Annotated in this window: 13 protein-coding genes; 4 read left to right on the top strand and 9 right to left on the bottom strand. The window is 71.2% G+C overall.

Features of this window, described 5'->3' with window-relative positions; genetic code table 11:
• Positions 1–18: 18 nt before the first annotated feature.
• From BLV39_RS09205 to BLV39_RS09190, 4 genes are all read right to left on the bottom strand, one after another.
• Positions 19–684 (bottom strand): DUF8185 domain-containing protein, encoded by a 666-nt coding sequence (locus BLV39_RS09205; protein WP_090789261.1) that lies wholly within the window; start codon positions 682–684, stop codon positions 19–21.
• Positions 681–1,139: an acyl-CoA thioesterase gene (locus tag BLV39_RS09200; protein ID WP_090789259.1), complete on the bottom strand. Its 459-nt coding sequence runs from the start codon at positions 1,137–1,139 to the stop codon at positions 681–683. Before BLV39_RS09200 ends, BLV39_RS09205 begins: the two co-directional genes overlap by 4 nt.
• Before the next feature lies 1 nt (position 1,140).
• Positions 1,141–2,817 (bottom strand): energy-dependent translational throttle protein EttA, encoded by a 1,677-nt coding sequence (gene ettA / locus BLV39_RS09195; RefSeq protein ID WP_090789257.1) that lies wholly within the window; start codon positions 2,815–2,817, stop codon positions 1,141–1,143.
• A gap of 96 nt (positions 2,818–2,913) precedes the next feature.
• Entirely contained in the window at positions 2,914–3,468 is a 555-nt protein-coding gene (locus BLV39_RS09190) for a hypothetical protein (RefSeq protein ID WP_143049692.1), read from the bottom strand.
• A gap of 158 nt (positions 3,469–3,626) precedes the next feature.
• Between BLV39_RS09190 and BLV39_RS09185 the strand changes: the two genes are divergently transcribed.
• Both BLV39_RS09185 and otsB read left to right on the top strand, forming a co-directional pair.
• Complete coding sequence (locus tag BLV39_RS09185; RefSeq protein WP_090791301.1) at positions 3,627–5,030, top strand: alpha,alpha-trehalose-phosphate synthase (UDP-forming); 1,404 nt, start codon at positions 3,627–3,629, stop codon at positions 5,028–5,030.
• Positions 5,031–5,038: 8 nt separating this feature from the next.
• A complete protein-coding gene (gene otsB, locus BLV39_RS09180) occupies positions 5,039–7,597 on the top strand; it encodes a trehalose-phosphatase (protein ID WP_090791300.1) in 2,559 nt (852 codons plus the stop codon).
• 52 nt (positions 7,598–7,649) lie between these two features.
• Here otsB and cobA read toward each other — a convergent pair whose 3' ends face one another.
• The 3 genes from cobA to BLV39_RS09165 are packed head-to-tail and all read right to left on the bottom strand — an operon-like array spanning position 7,650 to position 12,311.
• Positions 7,650–8,876 (bottom strand): uroporphyrinogen-III C-methyltransferase, encoded by a 1,227-nt coding sequence (gene cobA, locus BLV39_RS09175; RefSeq protein ID WP_090789253.1) that lies wholly within the window; start codon positions 8,874–8,876, stop codon positions 7,650–7,652.
• Positions 8,873–10,102, bottom strand: a complete 1,230-nt coding sequence (locus BLV39_RS09170) for a nicotinate-nucleotide--dimethylbenzimidazole phosphoribosyltransferase (RefSeq protein WP_090789251.1) — start codon at positions 10,100–10,102, stop codon at positions 8,873–8,875. Before BLV39_RS09170 ends, cobA begins: the two co-directional genes overlap by 4 nt.
• A gap of 52 nt (positions 10,103–10,154) precedes the next feature.
• Complete coding sequence (locus BLV39_RS09165; RefSeq protein WP_090791298.1) at positions 10,155–12,311, bottom strand: transglycosylase domain-containing protein; 2,157 nt, start codon at positions 12,309–12,311, stop codon at positions 10,155–10,157.
• An 86-nt stretch (positions 12,312–12,397) separates the two neighbouring features.
• On the opposite strand from BLV39_RS09165, the gene cobC reads away from it, so the two are divergent.
• Positions 12,398–13,447 (top strand): Rv2231c family histidinol phosphate aminotransferase CobC, encoded by a 1,050-nt coding sequence (cobC, locus tag BLV39_RS09160; RefSeq protein ID WP_239083991.1) that lies wholly within the window; start codon positions 12,398–12,400, stop codon positions 13,445–13,447.
• A gap of 49 nt (positions 13,448–13,496) precedes the next feature.
• On the opposite strand, the gene BLV39_RS09155 is transcribed toward cobC, so the two are convergent.
• Complete coding sequence (locus BLV39_RS09155) at positions 13,497–13,949, bottom strand: protein-tyrosine phosphatase family protein (protein ID WP_090789247.1); 453 nt, start codon at positions 13,947–13,949, stop codon at positions 13,497–13,499.
• A 150-nt stretch (positions 13,950–14,099) separates the two neighbouring features.
• On the opposite strand from BLV39_RS09155, the gene BLV39_RS09150 reads away from it, so the two are divergent.
• Positions 14,100–14,750, top strand: coding sequence for a pyridoxine/pyridoxamine 5'-phosphate oxidase (locus tag BLV39_RS09150; RefSeq protein ID WP_239083992.1), 651 nt, complete (start codon positions 14,100–14,102; stop codon positions 14,748–14,750).
• Between the two features lie 111 nt (positions 14,751–14,861).
• Here the strand turns inward: BLV39_RS09150 and BLV39_RS09145 are convergent, their stop codons facing one another.
• A complete protein-coding gene (locus BLV39_RS09145; protein ID WP_090791297.1) occupies positions 14,862–16,226 on the bottom strand; it encodes an APC family permease in 1,365 nt (454 codons plus the stop codon).
• Positions 16,227–16,238: the final 12 nt, after the last annotated feature.

Below are 16,238 nucleotides of genomic sequence, written 5' to 3'. Positions count from 1 at the left end.
CGAACGGCCGGCTGCGTATCATCCGAAAGTACGAGGCGATGTCGGTTTTAGGGAGAGTTGCTGAACGGGCGGTAGCCAGGCGACCCCGTACGGTGCAGAGAGGCCTATCCATCTCCCTGATACACGCACATCAATGGATGATGTCGGCGATACGTCCGGCTGACCCAGAAAACCCATCCGGACTACTGCCTGGATCAACCGTTGTGAGACATCGACCGACGACTGGCCATCGCTGACGACGATCGGTACATGGTCGAGCAGGGCGTCGCGGAGGGCCCGTTGGCCGACCGCGCGACCGCCCACGCCCTCCGCCGTGGCGGTGCGCAACGTGCCCGCGGCGGCCGTGGCCACCCGGCGCACCTCGTCGCCCGGCACGGACTCCACGACCCGGCCACCGGCGACCGGCGGCAGCGGCCAGCGCCAGTCCGCGTCCCGTCGCGGCGGCAGCGCCAGACCGCCCCGGGCGACCTCTTCGAACAGCGCGGCGGCCGACACCGTGGCGTCGCCGGCGGCACTGCCGGGCACCGTGCGACCGACCAGCACACCCCACGGCAGCGGCGCCCAGAGCTGGACCCGGCCGTCCACCGGGCGCAGCCGGACCACCGTCGCCGCGTCGAGGCGGATCAGGCGACTCAGGAACGCGCCCGCGTCCGAACGGGACGCCAGCCCGTGTGCGGCGGTCATGCCGGCACGCTGGCAGAGGGCTCCAGGCCGCCGCCCTTAGCCGGCGGCGCCGGCGGGCCGTAGGGAGCCAGGAACGCCCGTTCCTCCGCCGAGAGCCGACGGGGCCGGCCTGCGGTCAGGTCGTACGGCACGCACACCGAACGGGCCCGGCTCGCCACCGCACCGTCGTCGAACAGCTCGTAGCCGATCACGAACCGGGACGGCCGGATCTCCTCGACCCACATCTCGATCCGCACGGTGTCGCCGTAGTCGACCGGGCGCAGGTAGTCGACCTCATGCCGGGAGATGACGACGCCCTCTTCGAGCGACGTCAGCCCGTGCTTGCGCGCCGCGACGAACATGAGCGCAACGCGCGCCTCCTCGTACAGCGTGAGGAAGCGCGCGTTGTTGACATGCCCGTAGACGTCCATGTCGGACCACCGCAGGGCGGCCTCGTAGACGAACCTGGCCACGATGTCAGTCGCGGGTCAGCTTGCGGTACGTCACCCGGTGCGGCCGGGCGGCTTCGGCGCCGAGACGGTCGATCTTGTTCTTCTCGTACGCGTCGTAGTTGCCCTCGAACCAGAACCACTTCGCCGGGTTCTCCTCGTCGCCCTCCCAGGCGAGGATGTGCGTCGCCACCCGGTCGAGGAACATCCGGTCGTGGGAGATGACCACGGCGCAGCCGGGGAACTCGAGCAGCGCGTTCTCCAGCGACGAGAGCGTCTCGACGTCGAGGTCGTTCGTCGGCTCGTCGAGCAGGATCACGTTGCCGCCGATCTTCAGCGTCAGCGCCAGGTTGAGCCGGTTGCGCTCGCCGCCGGACAGCACCTTGGTCGGCTTCTGCTGGTCGGGGCCCTTGAAGCCGAACGCCGCGACGTACGCCCGGGACGGCATCTCGACCTTGCCCACCATCAGGTAGTCGAGCCCGTCGGACACGACCTCCCAGACGGTCTTGTCGCCGTCGAGGCCGGAGCGGTTCTGGTCGACGTAGGACAGGGACACGGTCTCGCCGACCTTGACCCCGCCGTCGGTCGGCTGCTCGAAGCCCACGATGGTCTTGAACAGCGTGGTCTTGCCGACGCCGTTCGGGCCGATGATGCCGACGATGCCGTTGCGCGGCAGCGAGAACGACAGGTTCTCGATCAGCGTGCGGTCGCCGAAGCCCTTGGTCAGCTTGTTGGCCTCGATCACCGTGTTGCCCAGGCGCGGGCCCGGCGGGATCTGGATCTCCTCGAAGTCGAGCTTGCGGGTCTTCTCGGCCTCGGTGGCCATCTCCTCGTAGCGGTCGAGGCGGGCACGCGACTTGGTCTGCCGCGCCTTGGCGTTGGACCGCACCCACTCGAGCTCTTCGGACAGACGCCGCTTCATCTTGGCGTCCTTGCGACCCTCGACGGCGAGGCGGGCGGCCTTCTTCTCCAGGTACGTGGAGTAGTTGCCCTCGTAGCCGATCGCTCGACCGCGGTCGAGCTCGAGGATCCAGCCGGCCACGTTGTCGAGGAAGTACCGGTCGTGCGTGATCGCCAGGACGGTGCCGGCGTACTTGGCCAGGTGCTGCTCCAGCCACTGCACGCTCTCGGCGTCCAGGTGGTTGGTGGGCTCGTCGAGCAGCAGCAGGTCGGGCGCCTCGAGCAGCAGCTTGCACAGCGCGACCCGGCGGCGCTCACCACCGGAGAGGCTGGTCACGTCGGCGTCCGGGGGCGGGCAGCGCAACGCGTCCATGGCGAGCTCGAGTGCGGAGTCGATGTCCCACGCGTCGAGGTGGTCGAGCTCCTCCTGGAGCTTGCCCATCTCTTCCATGAGCTCGTCGGAGTAGTCGGTCGCCATCTGCTCGGCGATCTTGTTGAACCGCTCGAGCTTGTTCTTGGTCTCGGCGACCGCCTCTTCGATGTTGCCGAGCACGGTCTTCGCTTCGTTCAGCGGCGGCTCCTGCGCGAGCATGCCGACGGTGTAGCCCGGCATCAGCCGAGCCTCGCCGTTGCTCGCGTGGTCAAGCCCTGCCATGATCTTGAGCAGGCTCGACTTGCCAGCGCCGTTGGGACCGACCACCCCGATCTTGGCGCCCGGCAGGAAACTGAGCGTCACGTTGTCGAGCACGACCTTGTCGCCGTGCGCCTTGCGCGCCTTTTCCAGGACGTAGATGTACTGGGCCACGGTGCGGCCTACCTCCGAGTAATTGTCGATACCGGCAGAACGCCGTCGTCAATCCTGACAGGTAGCGAGCCGAACGCCCACATCACCCCGTCGCTCTCAGTCCGGGCGGCGCTCCGAGACCGGGAACGTGGACTCCTTGTCGTTGGTCTTCTGGGTCAGGCGGTACGGGGTGACGCTGTAGGTGGTCGTGCCCTCGTCCGTCTGGTTCGTGGCCAGATAGCCGCCGCCCGTCTCCTCGACAGTCGTCAGGAAAAGGGCGTTCTCCCCCTGGATGAAATCGCCGTCGGCCGGGCCGATGTAGCCCTGGTAGAAGAGCGTCCCCGCCGTGTCCCGGCAGATCCACACCTGGCGGTCGTCCTCGGTGCGGATGAACAGGACCTCCGTCAGCCCACCGGGCGAGCCGGCCCCTTCCGCCGCCACCTGGGTCGCCCGCGGGCAGTCCTCGCCGCGTGGCGGCTCCTGCGTCTCCGGCGTGTCGGGAGACTCCGGCGTGTCCTGCGTGTCGTTCGTCTCCTGGACCTGCGGGTTCGATGCCCGCTGGTCCGCGATCCGGGCACCGTAGATCCAGCCGCCGGCGCCGCCGATCACAGCCAGCAGCGCCAGGGCGGCCAGAAAAGCCACCACGCGTGGTTTCGGCCCCGGTGTCGACACGCCTATGAGCCTGACATCCAACAGCAACCGAACGGAAGGATCATTACCTCGGGTGTACGGGTATCCCGTCCATCGGGGGCCAGCCAGGCCCGTTAGGTCCGCAACGCCACGCAGGTAGGCTCGACGGCGGACCCGTGATCACCGGAGGTGTGCGGAGCGTGACGGTTCGTAGCTCTTTTGTCGTGGTAGCGAACCGACTACCGGTTGACGAGGTCACCACCGACGAGGGGCGCCAATGGCGCCGCAGCCCCGGCGGTCTGGTGACGGCGCTGCACCCGGTGCTGGCCGAGCACAAGGGCACCTGGGTCGGTTGGGCCGGGGGCACCAGCGAGGAGGCACCCGAGCCGTTCGACCTCGAGGGCATCCACATCCACCCTGTGCCACTGACCGCGAACGACCTCGAGCGCTACTACGAGGGCATGTCCAACGCGACCATCTGGCCGCTCTACCACGACGCGGTCGAGACGCCGGTGTTCAAGCGTCGCTGGCGGGAGTCGTACCGGCTGGTCAACGCCCGGTTCGCCGAGGCCGCCGCCGAGGTGGCGGCCGAGGGCGCGACGGTCTGGATCCAGGACTACCAGCTCCAGCTCGTGCCGGCGATGCTGCGTGAGCGGAGGCCCGACCTCAAGATCGGGTTCTTCCTGCACATCCCGTTCCCGCCGATCGAGCTGTTCATGCAGATGCCGTTCCGCGCCGAGATCCTGCGCGGGCTGCTCGGCGCCGACCTGATCGGCTTCCAGCAGCGCCTGGCCGCGCAGAACTTCGTCCGGCTGGCCCGGCACCTGCTCGGGCTGCGCTACGAGGGCCAGGTCATCGACGTCGACGGCCGGCCGGTCAAGGCGGGCGCCTTCCCGATCTCGATCGACGTGGCCGAGATGGAGCGGATGGCCGCCGACCCGGCGGTGCAGGCGCGGGCCAAGCAGATCCGCGCCGAGCTGGGCGACCCTCGGATGGTCATCCTGGGCGTCGACCGCCTCGACTACACGAAGGGCATCGAGCTGCGCCTCAAGGCGTTCCGCGAGCTGCTCTCCGACGGCAAGCTGAGCGTGCCCGAGGCCGTGATGGTGCAGGTCGCCACGCCGAGCCGGGAACGTGTCGAGCACTACCAGACCCTGCGGGTCAAGGTCGAACGTGAGGTCGGCCGGATCAACGGCGAGTTCGGTCGCGTCGGCGTACCCGCCGTCCACTACCTTCACCAGTCGTACAGTCGCACCGAGTTGGCCGCGCTCTATTGCGCGGCCGACGTCATGATGGTGACCCCGCTGCGAGACGGGATGAATTTAGTGGCAAAGGAATACGTGGCGGCGCGCGCCGACACCGGAGGAGCGCTGGTGCTCAGCGAGTTCGCCGGCGCCGCGACGGAACTACGACAGTCGTTCCTGTGTAACCCGCACGACCCCGACGGAGTCAAGGAGGCGCTGCTGCGCGCGGTACATGTCGAACATCCGGAGGCCCGCCGCCGGATGCGCCTGATGCAGCGACACCTCCGCACCCACGACGTCGGCCATTGGGCCCGGTCGTTCCTCAACGAGCTGGGCGTGCCTGACGTGGAGGCAGCGTGACCAACGTGATGGAGGTCGATCAGAAGGCCGCCGGCCAGATCGACCCGGAACTTCGGGCGGCGATCGGTCGCATCGCCCGGGTTCCCCAGCTCCTCATCGCGTGCGACTACGACGGCACGCTGGCTCCGATCGTGGAAGACCCGACCCTGGCCGTACCCCTGCCCGAGAGTGTGGCGGCGGTGCGCGCCCTGGCGGCGCTGCCGCAGACCACCGTGGCGGTCGTGTCCGGGCGCGCGCTGCGCGACCTGGCGACGCTGTCCCGCCTGCCGAGCGAGGTGCACCTGGTCGGCAGCCACGGCTCCGAGTTCGACATCGGCTTCGTCGAGCGACTCACGCCCGAGCTGGTCGAGGTCCGCACCCGGCTCCAGGTGGCACTGCGGGACATCGTCTCGGACAAGCCGGGCGTACGCCTGGAGAACAAGCCGGCCAGCGTCGCGGTGCACTACCGCACGGCGGAGCGGCCGGTGGCCGAAGAGGTCAAGGCGATGGTGGCGGCCGGACCGGCCACCTGGCCCGAGGTCACCGTCACGCACGGCAAAGAGGTCATCGAGATCTCCGTCGTGCCGACCCACAAGGGCACGGCGGTCGACCAGCTCCGCACCTCGATGTCGGCCAGCGCCGTGCTCTTCATCGGCGACGACATCACCGACGAGAACGCCTTCGGCAACCTGCACGGCCCCGACGTGGGCGTGAAGATCGGCCCGGGCGAGACGAAGGCCGGTCACCGGGTCGGCGAGCCGATCGACGCCGCCCGGCTGCTCGGGCTGCTGCTCCAGACGCGGCGGCACTGGCTGTTCGGCGAGGCGGCGGTGCCGATCGAGCGGCACTCGATGCTCTCCAACGGCGAGACGGTCGCGCTGGTCACCCCCGAGGCCAAGGTCACGTGGCTGTGCCACCCGCGGCCGGACTCGTCGGCGATCTTCGCCGACCTGCTCGGCGGCGGCCCGGCCGGGCACTTCGCGGTCGCGCCGGAACGCGGCGGCCTGCCGCTCGGCCAGCGCTACCGGCCCGGCACGATGACCGTCGAGACCCGCTGGTCGGGCCTGACCGTCACGGACTGGCTCGACCGCGCGCCCACCGGCGACGCGGCCCTGGTCCGCCGGCTCACCGGCAACGCCAGAGTCGGTCTGGAGTTCGCGCCACGGCCCGAGTTCGGGCAGGTCCAGGTGCGGCTGCAGGCGCTCGGCGACGGGCTGCTGGTGCTCGGCTCCAACGAGCCGGTCGCGCTGTACTCCCCCGGCGTCGCCTGGGAGATCAGCGAGGACGGCGGCTACGACACGGCACGCGCCACCGTCGACCTGTCCGAGCTCGACGGCGAGCAGCTCCTGGAGCTGCGGTTCGGCACGCACAGCCTGCACGCGCACCCGACCGTGGCACAGGACCGGCAGGAGTCGGCCGAGCAGCCGTGGAAGGACTGGGTGCGCGGGCTGCACCTGCCCAGCGAGGGCCGCGAACTGGTCGCCCGCAGCGCGCTCACGCTCAAGGGCCTGGCCCACGAGCCGACCGGCGCGATCCTGGCGGCCGCGACCACCTCGCTGCCCGAGGAGCTGGGCGGGGTCCGCAACTGGGACTACCGCTACTGCTGGCTGCGCGACGCGGCGATGACCGCACGGGCGCTGGTCGACCTGGGCTCGCTCGACGAGGCGGAGGGCTTCCTGCGCTGGGTCGACGGCTGCGTCGAGCGCACCGGCGGCCACCCGGAGCGGCTGCACCCGCTCTACACGGTCGAGGGCTACGAGCTGGGTGCCGAGGCGGTAATCGACACGCTGCCCGGCTACGCGGGCTCCCGCCCGGTGCGGGTCGGCAACCTCGCCAACCACCAGCTCCAGCTCGACGTCTTCGGCCCGGTCGCGGACCTGCTGGCCGCCGTCGCCGACGCCCGCGGCTCCGTCCGTGACGAGGAGTGGCGGGTGCTGGAGGCGATGGTGCAGGCGGTCGAGCGCCGCTGGCACGAGCCGGACCACGGGCTCTGGGAGGCCCGGCTCCAGCCGCGGCACCACGTCTACTCCAAGGTCATGTGCTGGATGACCGTCGACCGGGCGCTGCACGTGGTGCGCAAGCACGCCGGGCAGGACCGGCCGGACTGGGTCGCCCTGCGCGACCGGATCGGGCACAACGTGCTCGAGCACGGTTGGCACGAGGAGGCCGGCGCCTACACCGTGGCGTACGGCGACGAGGAGATGGACGCGTCCTCGCTGTGGATCGGCCTGTCCGGGCTGCTCCCCGACGACGACCCGCGGTTCCTGGCGACCGTCCTCAAGGTCGAGGCCGACCTGCGCAGCGGCCCGGTGGTCTACCGGTACCGCTGGGACGACGGCCTGCCCGGCCGCGAGGGCGGCTTCCACATCTGCACGTCCTGGCTGGTCGAGGCCTACCTGCGCACCGGGCGCCGGGCCGACGCCGAGGAGCTGTTCGAGCAGATGATCGCCACGGCGGGCCCGACCGGCCTGCTGCCGGAGCAGTACGACCCGCTGGCCGAACGCGGACTGGGCAACCACCCGCAGGCGTACAGCCACCTCGGCCTGGTCCGCTGCGCCCTGCTGCTCTCGGGGTTGCTCAAGCCGTAAGGAGCAAGGAAGGGGCCCTTGTTATCGCTTCCGCGATGACAAGGGCCCCTTCCTAACGGTTGAGGGCGCCGACGACCTCGCCGATGACCGTGATCGCGGGGGCACGCAGGCCCGCCTCCGCCACCGCCGCCGCGATCGTGTCCAGCGTGCCGGTCACCGTCCGCTCGGACGCGGTCGTGCCTTCCTGGATCACCGCCGTCGGGGTCGTGCCCGGCCGCCCGTGGGCGATCAGCGTGGCGGCGATGGTCGGCAGGTGCCGCAGTCCCATCAGGACCACGACCGTGCCGGCCTGCTGGGCCACCGCGGGCCAGTTGACCAGCGACTCCGGGTCGTCCGGCGACAGGTGCCCGGAGACCACCGTGAACTCGTGCGCGACACCCCGGTGGGTCACCGGGATGCCGGCCGTTGCGGGCACCGCCACCGCGCTGGTCACCCCGGGCACGACGACGACCGGCACGCCGGCCTCGGCGCACGCGATGACCTCTTCGCCGCCACGGCCGAAGACGAACGGGTCGCCGCCCTTGAGCCGGACGACCGAGAGGCCCTGCCGGGCGCGGTCGACCAGGATCTGGTTGATCTCGTCCTGCGTACGGGCCGGTCCGTACGGGTTCTTCGCCGCGTCCACGAGCTCGGCGTCCGGCCGCAGCTCGTCGAGCAACAGGCCGGGTGCGAGCCGGTCGGCGACCACCACGTCGGCCTCGGCCAGCAGCCGGCGGCCCTTGACGGTGATCAGCTCGGGGTCGCCCGGGCCGGCGCCGACGAGCGCGACCTGGCCGCCCTTCGTCGTCGGTGGCGCACCGACCGCGGTGGCGCTGGCCGCGGCGCCGGTCCAGCCCGACAGGAACGCCGCGATCGCGTCCCGGGTCGCGACGGCCCGGCGCGGGTCGCCGCCACCGAGCACCGCGACCGTGACCGGGCCGCGCCGGGTCACCGCCGGAGTCCAGGCGGTCGCGGCCGTCCGGTCGTCGGCCCGGACGCAGAAGATTCTGTGTGCCTCCGCTGCCTCGGACACCTGAGCGGCCGCCGTGGGGTCGTCGACGGCGACGTGGACGAGCCAGGCGCCGTCAACATCGGACGGCTCGAACCGCCTTTGTCGCCAGCGGACCCGGCCGGCGTCGGCCAGGCCGTGCAGCGTGGGGGTCAGCTCCGGGGCGACCACGGTGACGTCCGCTCCGGCGGTCAGCAGGGCGGGCACGCGCCGGCTGGCCACCGCACCGCCGCCGACGACCAGCACGGACCGGCCGTCGAGGCGCAGCGCCAAGGGGTAGAGATCGCTCATTTCTCGGCCACTCCGGCCGAGTCGAAGGTCGCGACGTCGTGCAGCACCCGCGCCGCGCTGGCCACGATCGGCCAGGCCAGCACCGCACCGGTGCCCTCGCCGAGGCGCAGGCCCAGGTCGACCAGCGGGCCGAGGCCGAGGTGCCGCAGCGCGATCGCCGCGCCGGGCTCGGCGGAGCGGTGCCCGGCGACCATCGCGCCGACCGCGTCGGGCGCCAGCGCCGCCGCGGCGAGCGCGGCCGAGTCGGCGATAACTCCATCCAGGATCACGGGTACGCGGCGCGCCGCCGCACCGAGCACGAAGCCGGCCAGGGCGGCGTGCTCCAGCCCACCGACCGAGGCGAGCACGCCGACCGGGTCGGCCGGGTCGGGCCGGTGCAGGGCTAGCGCCCGCTGCACCACGGCGACCTTGCGACCGTGCGTCTCGTCGTCGATGCCGGTGCCGCGCCCGGTCACGTCCGCCGCCGCGGCGCCGGTGAACGCGGCGATCAGCGCGGCGGCGGGCGTCGTGTTGCCGATGCCCATGTCACCGGTGAGCAGGCAGCGCGCGCCGCCGTCGACCAGGTCGTTGGCCACCCGGATGCCGACCTCGACGGCGGCGACCGCCTCGTCGCGGGTCATCGCCGCCTGGACGCTGAGGTCCTGGGTGCCAGTGCGGACCTTCGCGTGGACGAGCAGCGGCTCCACCGATCGGCCCGGCGTCGGGACGGCCCGACCCGCGCTCGGCGGCTCGCCCGTCGCGACGCCCGCGGCGCCCGCGGCGTCCACGGCGCCCACGGCGCCCACGGCGCCCACGGCGCCCACGGCGCCCACGGCGCCCACGGCGTCCGCAGCGCCCGCAGCGCCCGCGGCGCCCGGGATGATCAGCGGGGTCGCGACGCCCACGTCGACCACGACGACGCCGGCTCCGGCCTGCCGGGCGAACGCGTTGACCACCGCGCCGCCGGCCAGGAAGTTGGCGACCATCTGCGCGGTCACCTCCTGCGGCCACGGGCTGACCCGCTGCGCGTGCACGCCGTGGTCGCCGGCGAACACCGCGACCACGGCCGGCTCCGGGAGCGGCGGCGGGCTCGTGCCGGCCAGCCCCGCGAGGCGTACGCCCAACTCCTCCAACGCCCCCAACGAGCCCGGCGGTTTGGTCAGCGTCGCGTGCCGCGCGTCGGCGGCCGCCATGGCGGCGGCGTCGAGCGGCCCGATCGCGGCCACGGTATCGGCTAGGAGGGTCATGTGCCCATGATCCCGTCCGACGTGAAAAGGGCCCCCGGTGGGGGCCCTTTCCTCATTTGACGATCGCTGGTGACGGTGCGGGGAAGTTCTGGATCGGTTGGCCCTTCAGCGCGTCGCGCAGCGTCTGCGCGGCCGAGTCGATCGGCTTCTGCGACTGCGCGTCACCCACCGCGTTGAACGGGTTGTCGGGGTCGGCGATGAAGCTCGCCGCCGCCAGCTCCCGGGTGAAGCCGACGAACCAGGCCGACCGGGTGCTGTCCGTGGTACCCGTCTTGCCGCCGACCGGACGCCCCACCGTCGGGGTCACGCTCGGCGCGGTCGACCACTCCTGGCAGGAGCCGGTCTGCGCCTTTCCGCCGGTCGGGCAGCGGGCGGCGTCGGCGGCGGCGCGGGCCACGTCCGGGGTGACCTCCTGGCGGCAGCGCGGCTTGGCCACGTCCACCACGTCGCCGTTCGGGTTCTTCCAGGTGACCTGCTTGCCGTCGGGCGACTGGATCGAGGTCACCGGCAGCGGCTCACAGAAGACGCCGTCGGCGGCCACGGTGGCGTACGCGCCGGCCATCTCCAGCGGGGTCACGTCGGAGACGCCGAGGGTGAACGCGCCCCAGGTCTTGGATCGCGGCGGCTTGGCCATCATCTGGTCGACGTCGGTGCGCCAGGTCAGGCCGAGCCGCTCGGCCATCCGGACCGCCTTGTCCGCGCCGACCTTCTGCTCGAGCTGGACGAAGTACGTGTTGACGGACTTGCCGAAGCCGGACCACATGGCGTGCCGGCCGGTCATCGCGCCCGAGGCGTTCGACGGGCACCAGCGGCCGCCGCAGGAGCCGGGCCCTTCGCCCAGGTACTGCGAGACCAGCCGCTGCGGCGAGTCGAACGCGGTGGACAGCGGCATCCCGGCGTCCAGCGCGGCCAGCATGGTGAACATCTTGAACGTCGAACCGGCCTGGTAGCCCGGCATGTCTCCGCCGCCGAGCAACGGCACCACCGTGTTCGGGTAGTTGCCCTTGATCTTCGCGGCCTTGGCCGGGTCCGAGTGGGTGCCGTTCTTGGTCTGGTCCAGCGAGTACACGCGGTTGACGGCCATCGCCTTGACCAGGCCGGTGCCGGGCTGGACGACCACGAGGCCGTGCGCGAACTTGCTGGACGCCTTCTCCTTCGCCATGACGTTGGTCTCGGCGATGTTCTGGATGTTCGGGTCGAGCGAGGTGACGATCTTGTAGCCGCCGCGGCGCAGGTTGTCCTCGCGCATCGAGGCGTTGTCACCGAACGCGGTCTGCTCCACCCACCAGGCCTTGAGGTAGTCGCAGAAGAAGCCCCAACTGTTGAGGTTCTTCGGCACCGAGATGCAGTCGTTGGCCGGGGTGCTCAGGTTGAGCTGGATCGGCAACTGCTTGGTGGCCGCGTTGTCCTGCGGGCTCAGGTAGCCCATCTTCTGCATGTTGTCGAGCACGTAGTTGCGCCGGGCGGTCGCCGCGAGCTTGTCCTGCGTCGCCGGGTCGTACTCGGTGGGCGCCTTGACCAGACCCGCGAGCGTGGCCGCCTCGACCAGCGACAGGTCCTTGGGCGACTTGGAGAAGAACACCTCGGACGCGGCGTAGATGCCGTACGCCCGGTGTCCGAAGTAGGCCGAGTTCAGGTAGCGCTCGAGGATCTCCTGCTTCGAGTACTGCTTCTCGACCGCGAGCGCCAGACGCATCTCGCGCAGCTTGCGGGCGCTGGTCTGCTCGGTCGCCTGCTGCACCTCGAGGGGGGTGGTGGCGCCGTCGCGCTGGGCCATCCGGACGTACTGCATCGTCAGGGTCGACGCACCCTGCTGGACGCCGTCGCTCTGGTGGTTGGCCACGAACGCGCGGGCGATGCCCTTCGGGTCGACGCCGTTGTGCTCGTAGAAGCGCTGGTCCTCACTCGCGACGATGGCCTGCTGGATGTACGGCGACATGTCGGCGATCGGGACATACTTGCGATGCTCCTCGTAGAACATCGTCAGCAGCGTCTTGCCGTCGGCCGCGTACACGTAGCTGGTCTGCGCGGGGGGTTTGACGTTGAGCTGGTTCGGCATGTTGTTGAACGCGTCGGCGCCCTTCTTGGCGCCGAGACCGCCGACGGCCACCAGCGGATAGGCCACCGCCGCCACGACGACGCCGGCGATGAGCCCGGCCCGCAGCAGCGGAGCGAACCGACTGGTCGCGGAGAGGGTGCGCTTAATCACCAACTAAAACTAGGACATAAGCTGATATGTCCGTACCCGAAAGCGAGCAACGTCTACGTCTCATGTTCCCGGGTACGGTTCTGCGCGTGGTCGAGTTGGGACATCACGGTGACGCCGAGGTCGGTCCGGGTCTGGTGGACCTGGCGGTGAACGTCCGTCAGGCGCCACTGCCGCCGTGGCTGCTCGGGCCGGTGACGTCGTCGCTGGCTTCGCTGGCGGCCTACCCGTCGCCCGAGCCCGCGCGGGCCGCGGTCGCCGCCCGGCACGGCCGGTCGCCGTCGTCGGTGCTGCTCACCGCGGGGGCCGCGCAGGCGTTCGTGCTGATCGCCCAGGCCTATCGGTCCGCGGTGTCGCCCGTGGTGGTGCATCCGCAGTTCACCGAGCCCGAGGCCGCTCTGCTCGCGGCCGGCCACCAGGTGGGTCGGGTCGTGCTGCCGCCGCCGTACACCCTGGATCCGGCCCTTGTCCCGGCGTCAGCCGATCTGGTCTTCATCGGCAACCCGACGAACCCGACGTCGGTGCTGCACCCCGCGTCGTCTCTCGCCGCTCTGGCCCGGCCCGGCCGCATCCTCGTGGTCGACGAGGCGTTCGCGGACACGACTCTCGGGCCGTCGGGTGCCGCTGAGCCGTCGTCGCTCTCCGGCCGCGAGGATCTTCCCGGGCTGATCGTGCTGCGGAGCCTGACCAAGACGTGGGCGCTGGCGGGACTGCGGATCGGGTACGCGCTGGCCGCGCCCGACATCGTCGCCCGGCTGGCGTCGGTGCAGCCGTTGTGGCCGGTCTCGACGCCCGCGCTGGCGGCGGCGATCGCCTGCGCCAGCCCGGTCGCGGTGGCGGCGGAACACGCGATCGCCATCTCCCTGGCCGCCGACCGCGACCACCTGGTGGGCCGGCTGTCCCAGATCCCGGGGGTGGAGGTCGCGGTGCCGCCGGCGAGCTCGTTCGTGCTGCTACGCATCCCGAACGCGGACAAGGTCCGGCTGGCGCTGCGCGATCGTGGTTACGCGGTCCGCCGCGGGGACACCTTCCCGGGGCTAGGCACGGACTTCCTCCGGGTGGCGGTCCGCGACCGATCCACGACGGACGCGTTCACGCGGGAGCTCGCCGCCGTGCTGAAAGCAAGGGTCCCTTCCTAACGCTTTCCGCAGCGCAAGGGACCCTTGTTAACGGTCGCCCGTTTGGTGGTCAGTTCAGGTCGGGTGGACCTGGGGCGGCGAAGCGGGCGACGAAGCGCTTCTGCCAGGGCGTCTCGACCGCCCGGCGGTCGTAGTTCTGGCGGACGTAGGTCACCGCCTCCGCGGCGGGCACGCCGTCGATGATCGCGAGGCAGGCCAGCGCCGTGCCGGTGCGCCCGCGGCCGCCGCGGCAGGCGAGCTCGACCCGCTCGGTGGCGGCCCGCTCCCACGCCTCCCGCAGGGCGAGCCCAGCGTCGGCCGGATCGCTCGGAAGCCACAGGTCGGGCCAGCGGACCCAGCGGCTCTCCCAGGCGACCACCGAGGCGGGCTTGCCGAGCAGATACAACCCGAACATCGGCGGCGGACCCATCGGGTACGCCCGCAGCAACCCCCGCCCCCGGACCAGCCGCCCCGAGGGCAGCCGCAGCACACCCGCGCCGGCTGGATCCCACGAGTCGATCATGAGCCCACCATAATGGCCACCCACCCTTTCGAGACAGATTCGGTCGTTTTACAGACCGTTGACCGCCCTTCCGCTAAGCCTCCTCCTCGCCGGCCGCGCCGTGGGGCCGCCATGATCCAGACCGCGTGCCCGCTGTGGCACGATCGGGCCGTGTCCATTCGTGATCTTCTGCGGGGTCTTCCCGTCTTCGCTCGGCCGCTGCCCCGGTTCGCGCCGGCCGACACGCCCGGGAGTCCCGACGCGCTGTTCGTGAGCTGGCTGGCCGAGGCGGTCGACGCGGGCGTGGTGGAGCCGCACGCGATGACCCTCAGCACGGTCGACGGCGACGGGTTGCCCGACACCCGCGTACTCCTGCTCAAAGAGGTCGACGACCGCGGCTGGCAGTTCGCGACCTCGGCCGGCAGCGCCAAGGGACGGCAGGTCGCGGGCACGGCGGCCGCCGCCCTGGGCTTCTACTGGCGGGAGCAGGGCCGGCAGGTGCGGGTCCGGGGCACGGTCGCCGCGCTCGACCCGCAGACCTCCGCCGCCGACTTCCGGGCCCGCCCGGTGTCCTCGCGGGTGGCCAGCCTGGCCAGCGAGCAGAGCGCGGTGCTGGCCGACCCGCCCGACCTCGAGCGCGCCCTGGCCACGGCCGAGGCCGCCGTCGCCGCCGACCCCGACACCCCGTGCGCGGACCACACGGTCTACGCCGTCACCCCCACGAGCGTGGAGTTCTGGCAGGGCGACGCCGACCGCCGCCACGTACGCCTGCGGTACCGCCGCTCCGGCGACACCTGGCACAAGGAACTGCTCTGGCCGTAGGCCCTGTTTCGTATCTGGGGTCGAGGCGAGGCGGAGTTCAGCTGTCGTCTGGGTGTGCGGCCAGGTGGCACCTGGGCCCGCCGCAGCCCGGCTCCAGATACGAAGCAGGGTCTAGCGCGCCGCTGACCTCCGGCTCCGGAGGAAGGCCCAGTTGACCGCCCACAGTGCCACGCCGCCCAGCAGCAGCCACAGGGCCAGGACGTAGATCGACGCCTCGCGGACCATCGGCAGCAGGAAGATCAGCGACACCACCGCGCCGAGGACCAGGACCGCGGTCGGGGCGCGGAAGTGCGGGTGGTCGACCGGGTCGCGGCGCAGGTACAGGGCCGAGACGTTGACCAGCAGGAAGACCGCGGTCAGCAGGAGGACCGTGGTGTCCGACAGATCGCCGAGGTCGTCCACGAAGAACAGCAGGACGATCGAGATCACAGTCGTGAAGGCGATCGACACCCACGGTGTACGGCGCGGGCCGAGCCGACCGAACACGCCGGGCAGGACGTCGCGCTGGGCCATGCCGTACAGGAGTCTGCTCGCCATGAGCATGTTGATCAGCATGGTGTTCGTCACCGCGATGATCGAGACCGCGGAGAAGATCTCGGTGACCGGCAGGTCCGGGGCGCCCAGCCGGACCACCTCGAGCAGCGGGGCGGTCGACTCGGTGAGCACGTCGAGCGGCACGGTCATCGCCGCTGTGAACGCGACCAGCAGGTAGACCACGCCGGCCAGGACCAGACCGGTGATCATCGCGGGCGGGAACGAGCGGCTGGGCTCCTCGGTCTCCTCGGCCAGGTTGACCGAGTCCTCGAAGCCCAGGAAGGCGTAGAACGCGGTCGCCGCACCGGTCAGGAGGCCGGTGACCACGCCGAAGCCCGTACCCGAGAAGGTGAATGCCTGCCCTGGGTCGCCGTCGCCGCCGCCGAGCACGACGATGCCGACTCCGATGATGAACAGCAGGCCGGCGAGCTCGATGCAGGTGATCACGACGTTGACCCGGACCGACTCGGCCACACCCCACAGGTTGACCGCCGCGACCAGCAGGATCGCGATGATTCCGATGAGGACCATCGGCGGGTCCTCGACGCCGAACAGGCCGGTGAAGTAGTCGCCGCCGACCCGGCTGGCGGCGAACGTCGCCGACGTGACGCCGGACGCCATGATGGCGAAGGTGACCAGGAAGCTCAGGAACTTGATCCGGAACGCCCGGTCGCAGTAGAGCGCACCCCCGGCGGCCTGCGGATATTTGGTGACCAACTCCATGTACGCGAACGCGGTCAGGAACGCCAGCGCGAACGCGACCAGGAACGACGCCCAGATCGCACCACCGACCTCGCCGCCGACCTCACCCGTCAGCGAGTAGATGCCCGCACCGAGGATGTCGCCGACGATGAAGAACGTCAGCATCGGGCGCGAGATCACCCGGCGCAGACCTTCACCGGCGGGCCGGGTCGGCTCTGCCGTGTTCGTATCGATGGTCATGCCGAGCGCCAT

It is taken from the genome of Asanoa ishikariensis (assembly GCF_900107455.1).
Taxonomy (GTDB): Bacteria; Actinomycetota; Actinomycetes; order Mycobacteriales; family Micromonosporaceae; genus Asanoa; species Asanoa ishikariensis.
This window is presented reverse-complemented; position numbering and strand designations above follow the sequence as displayed.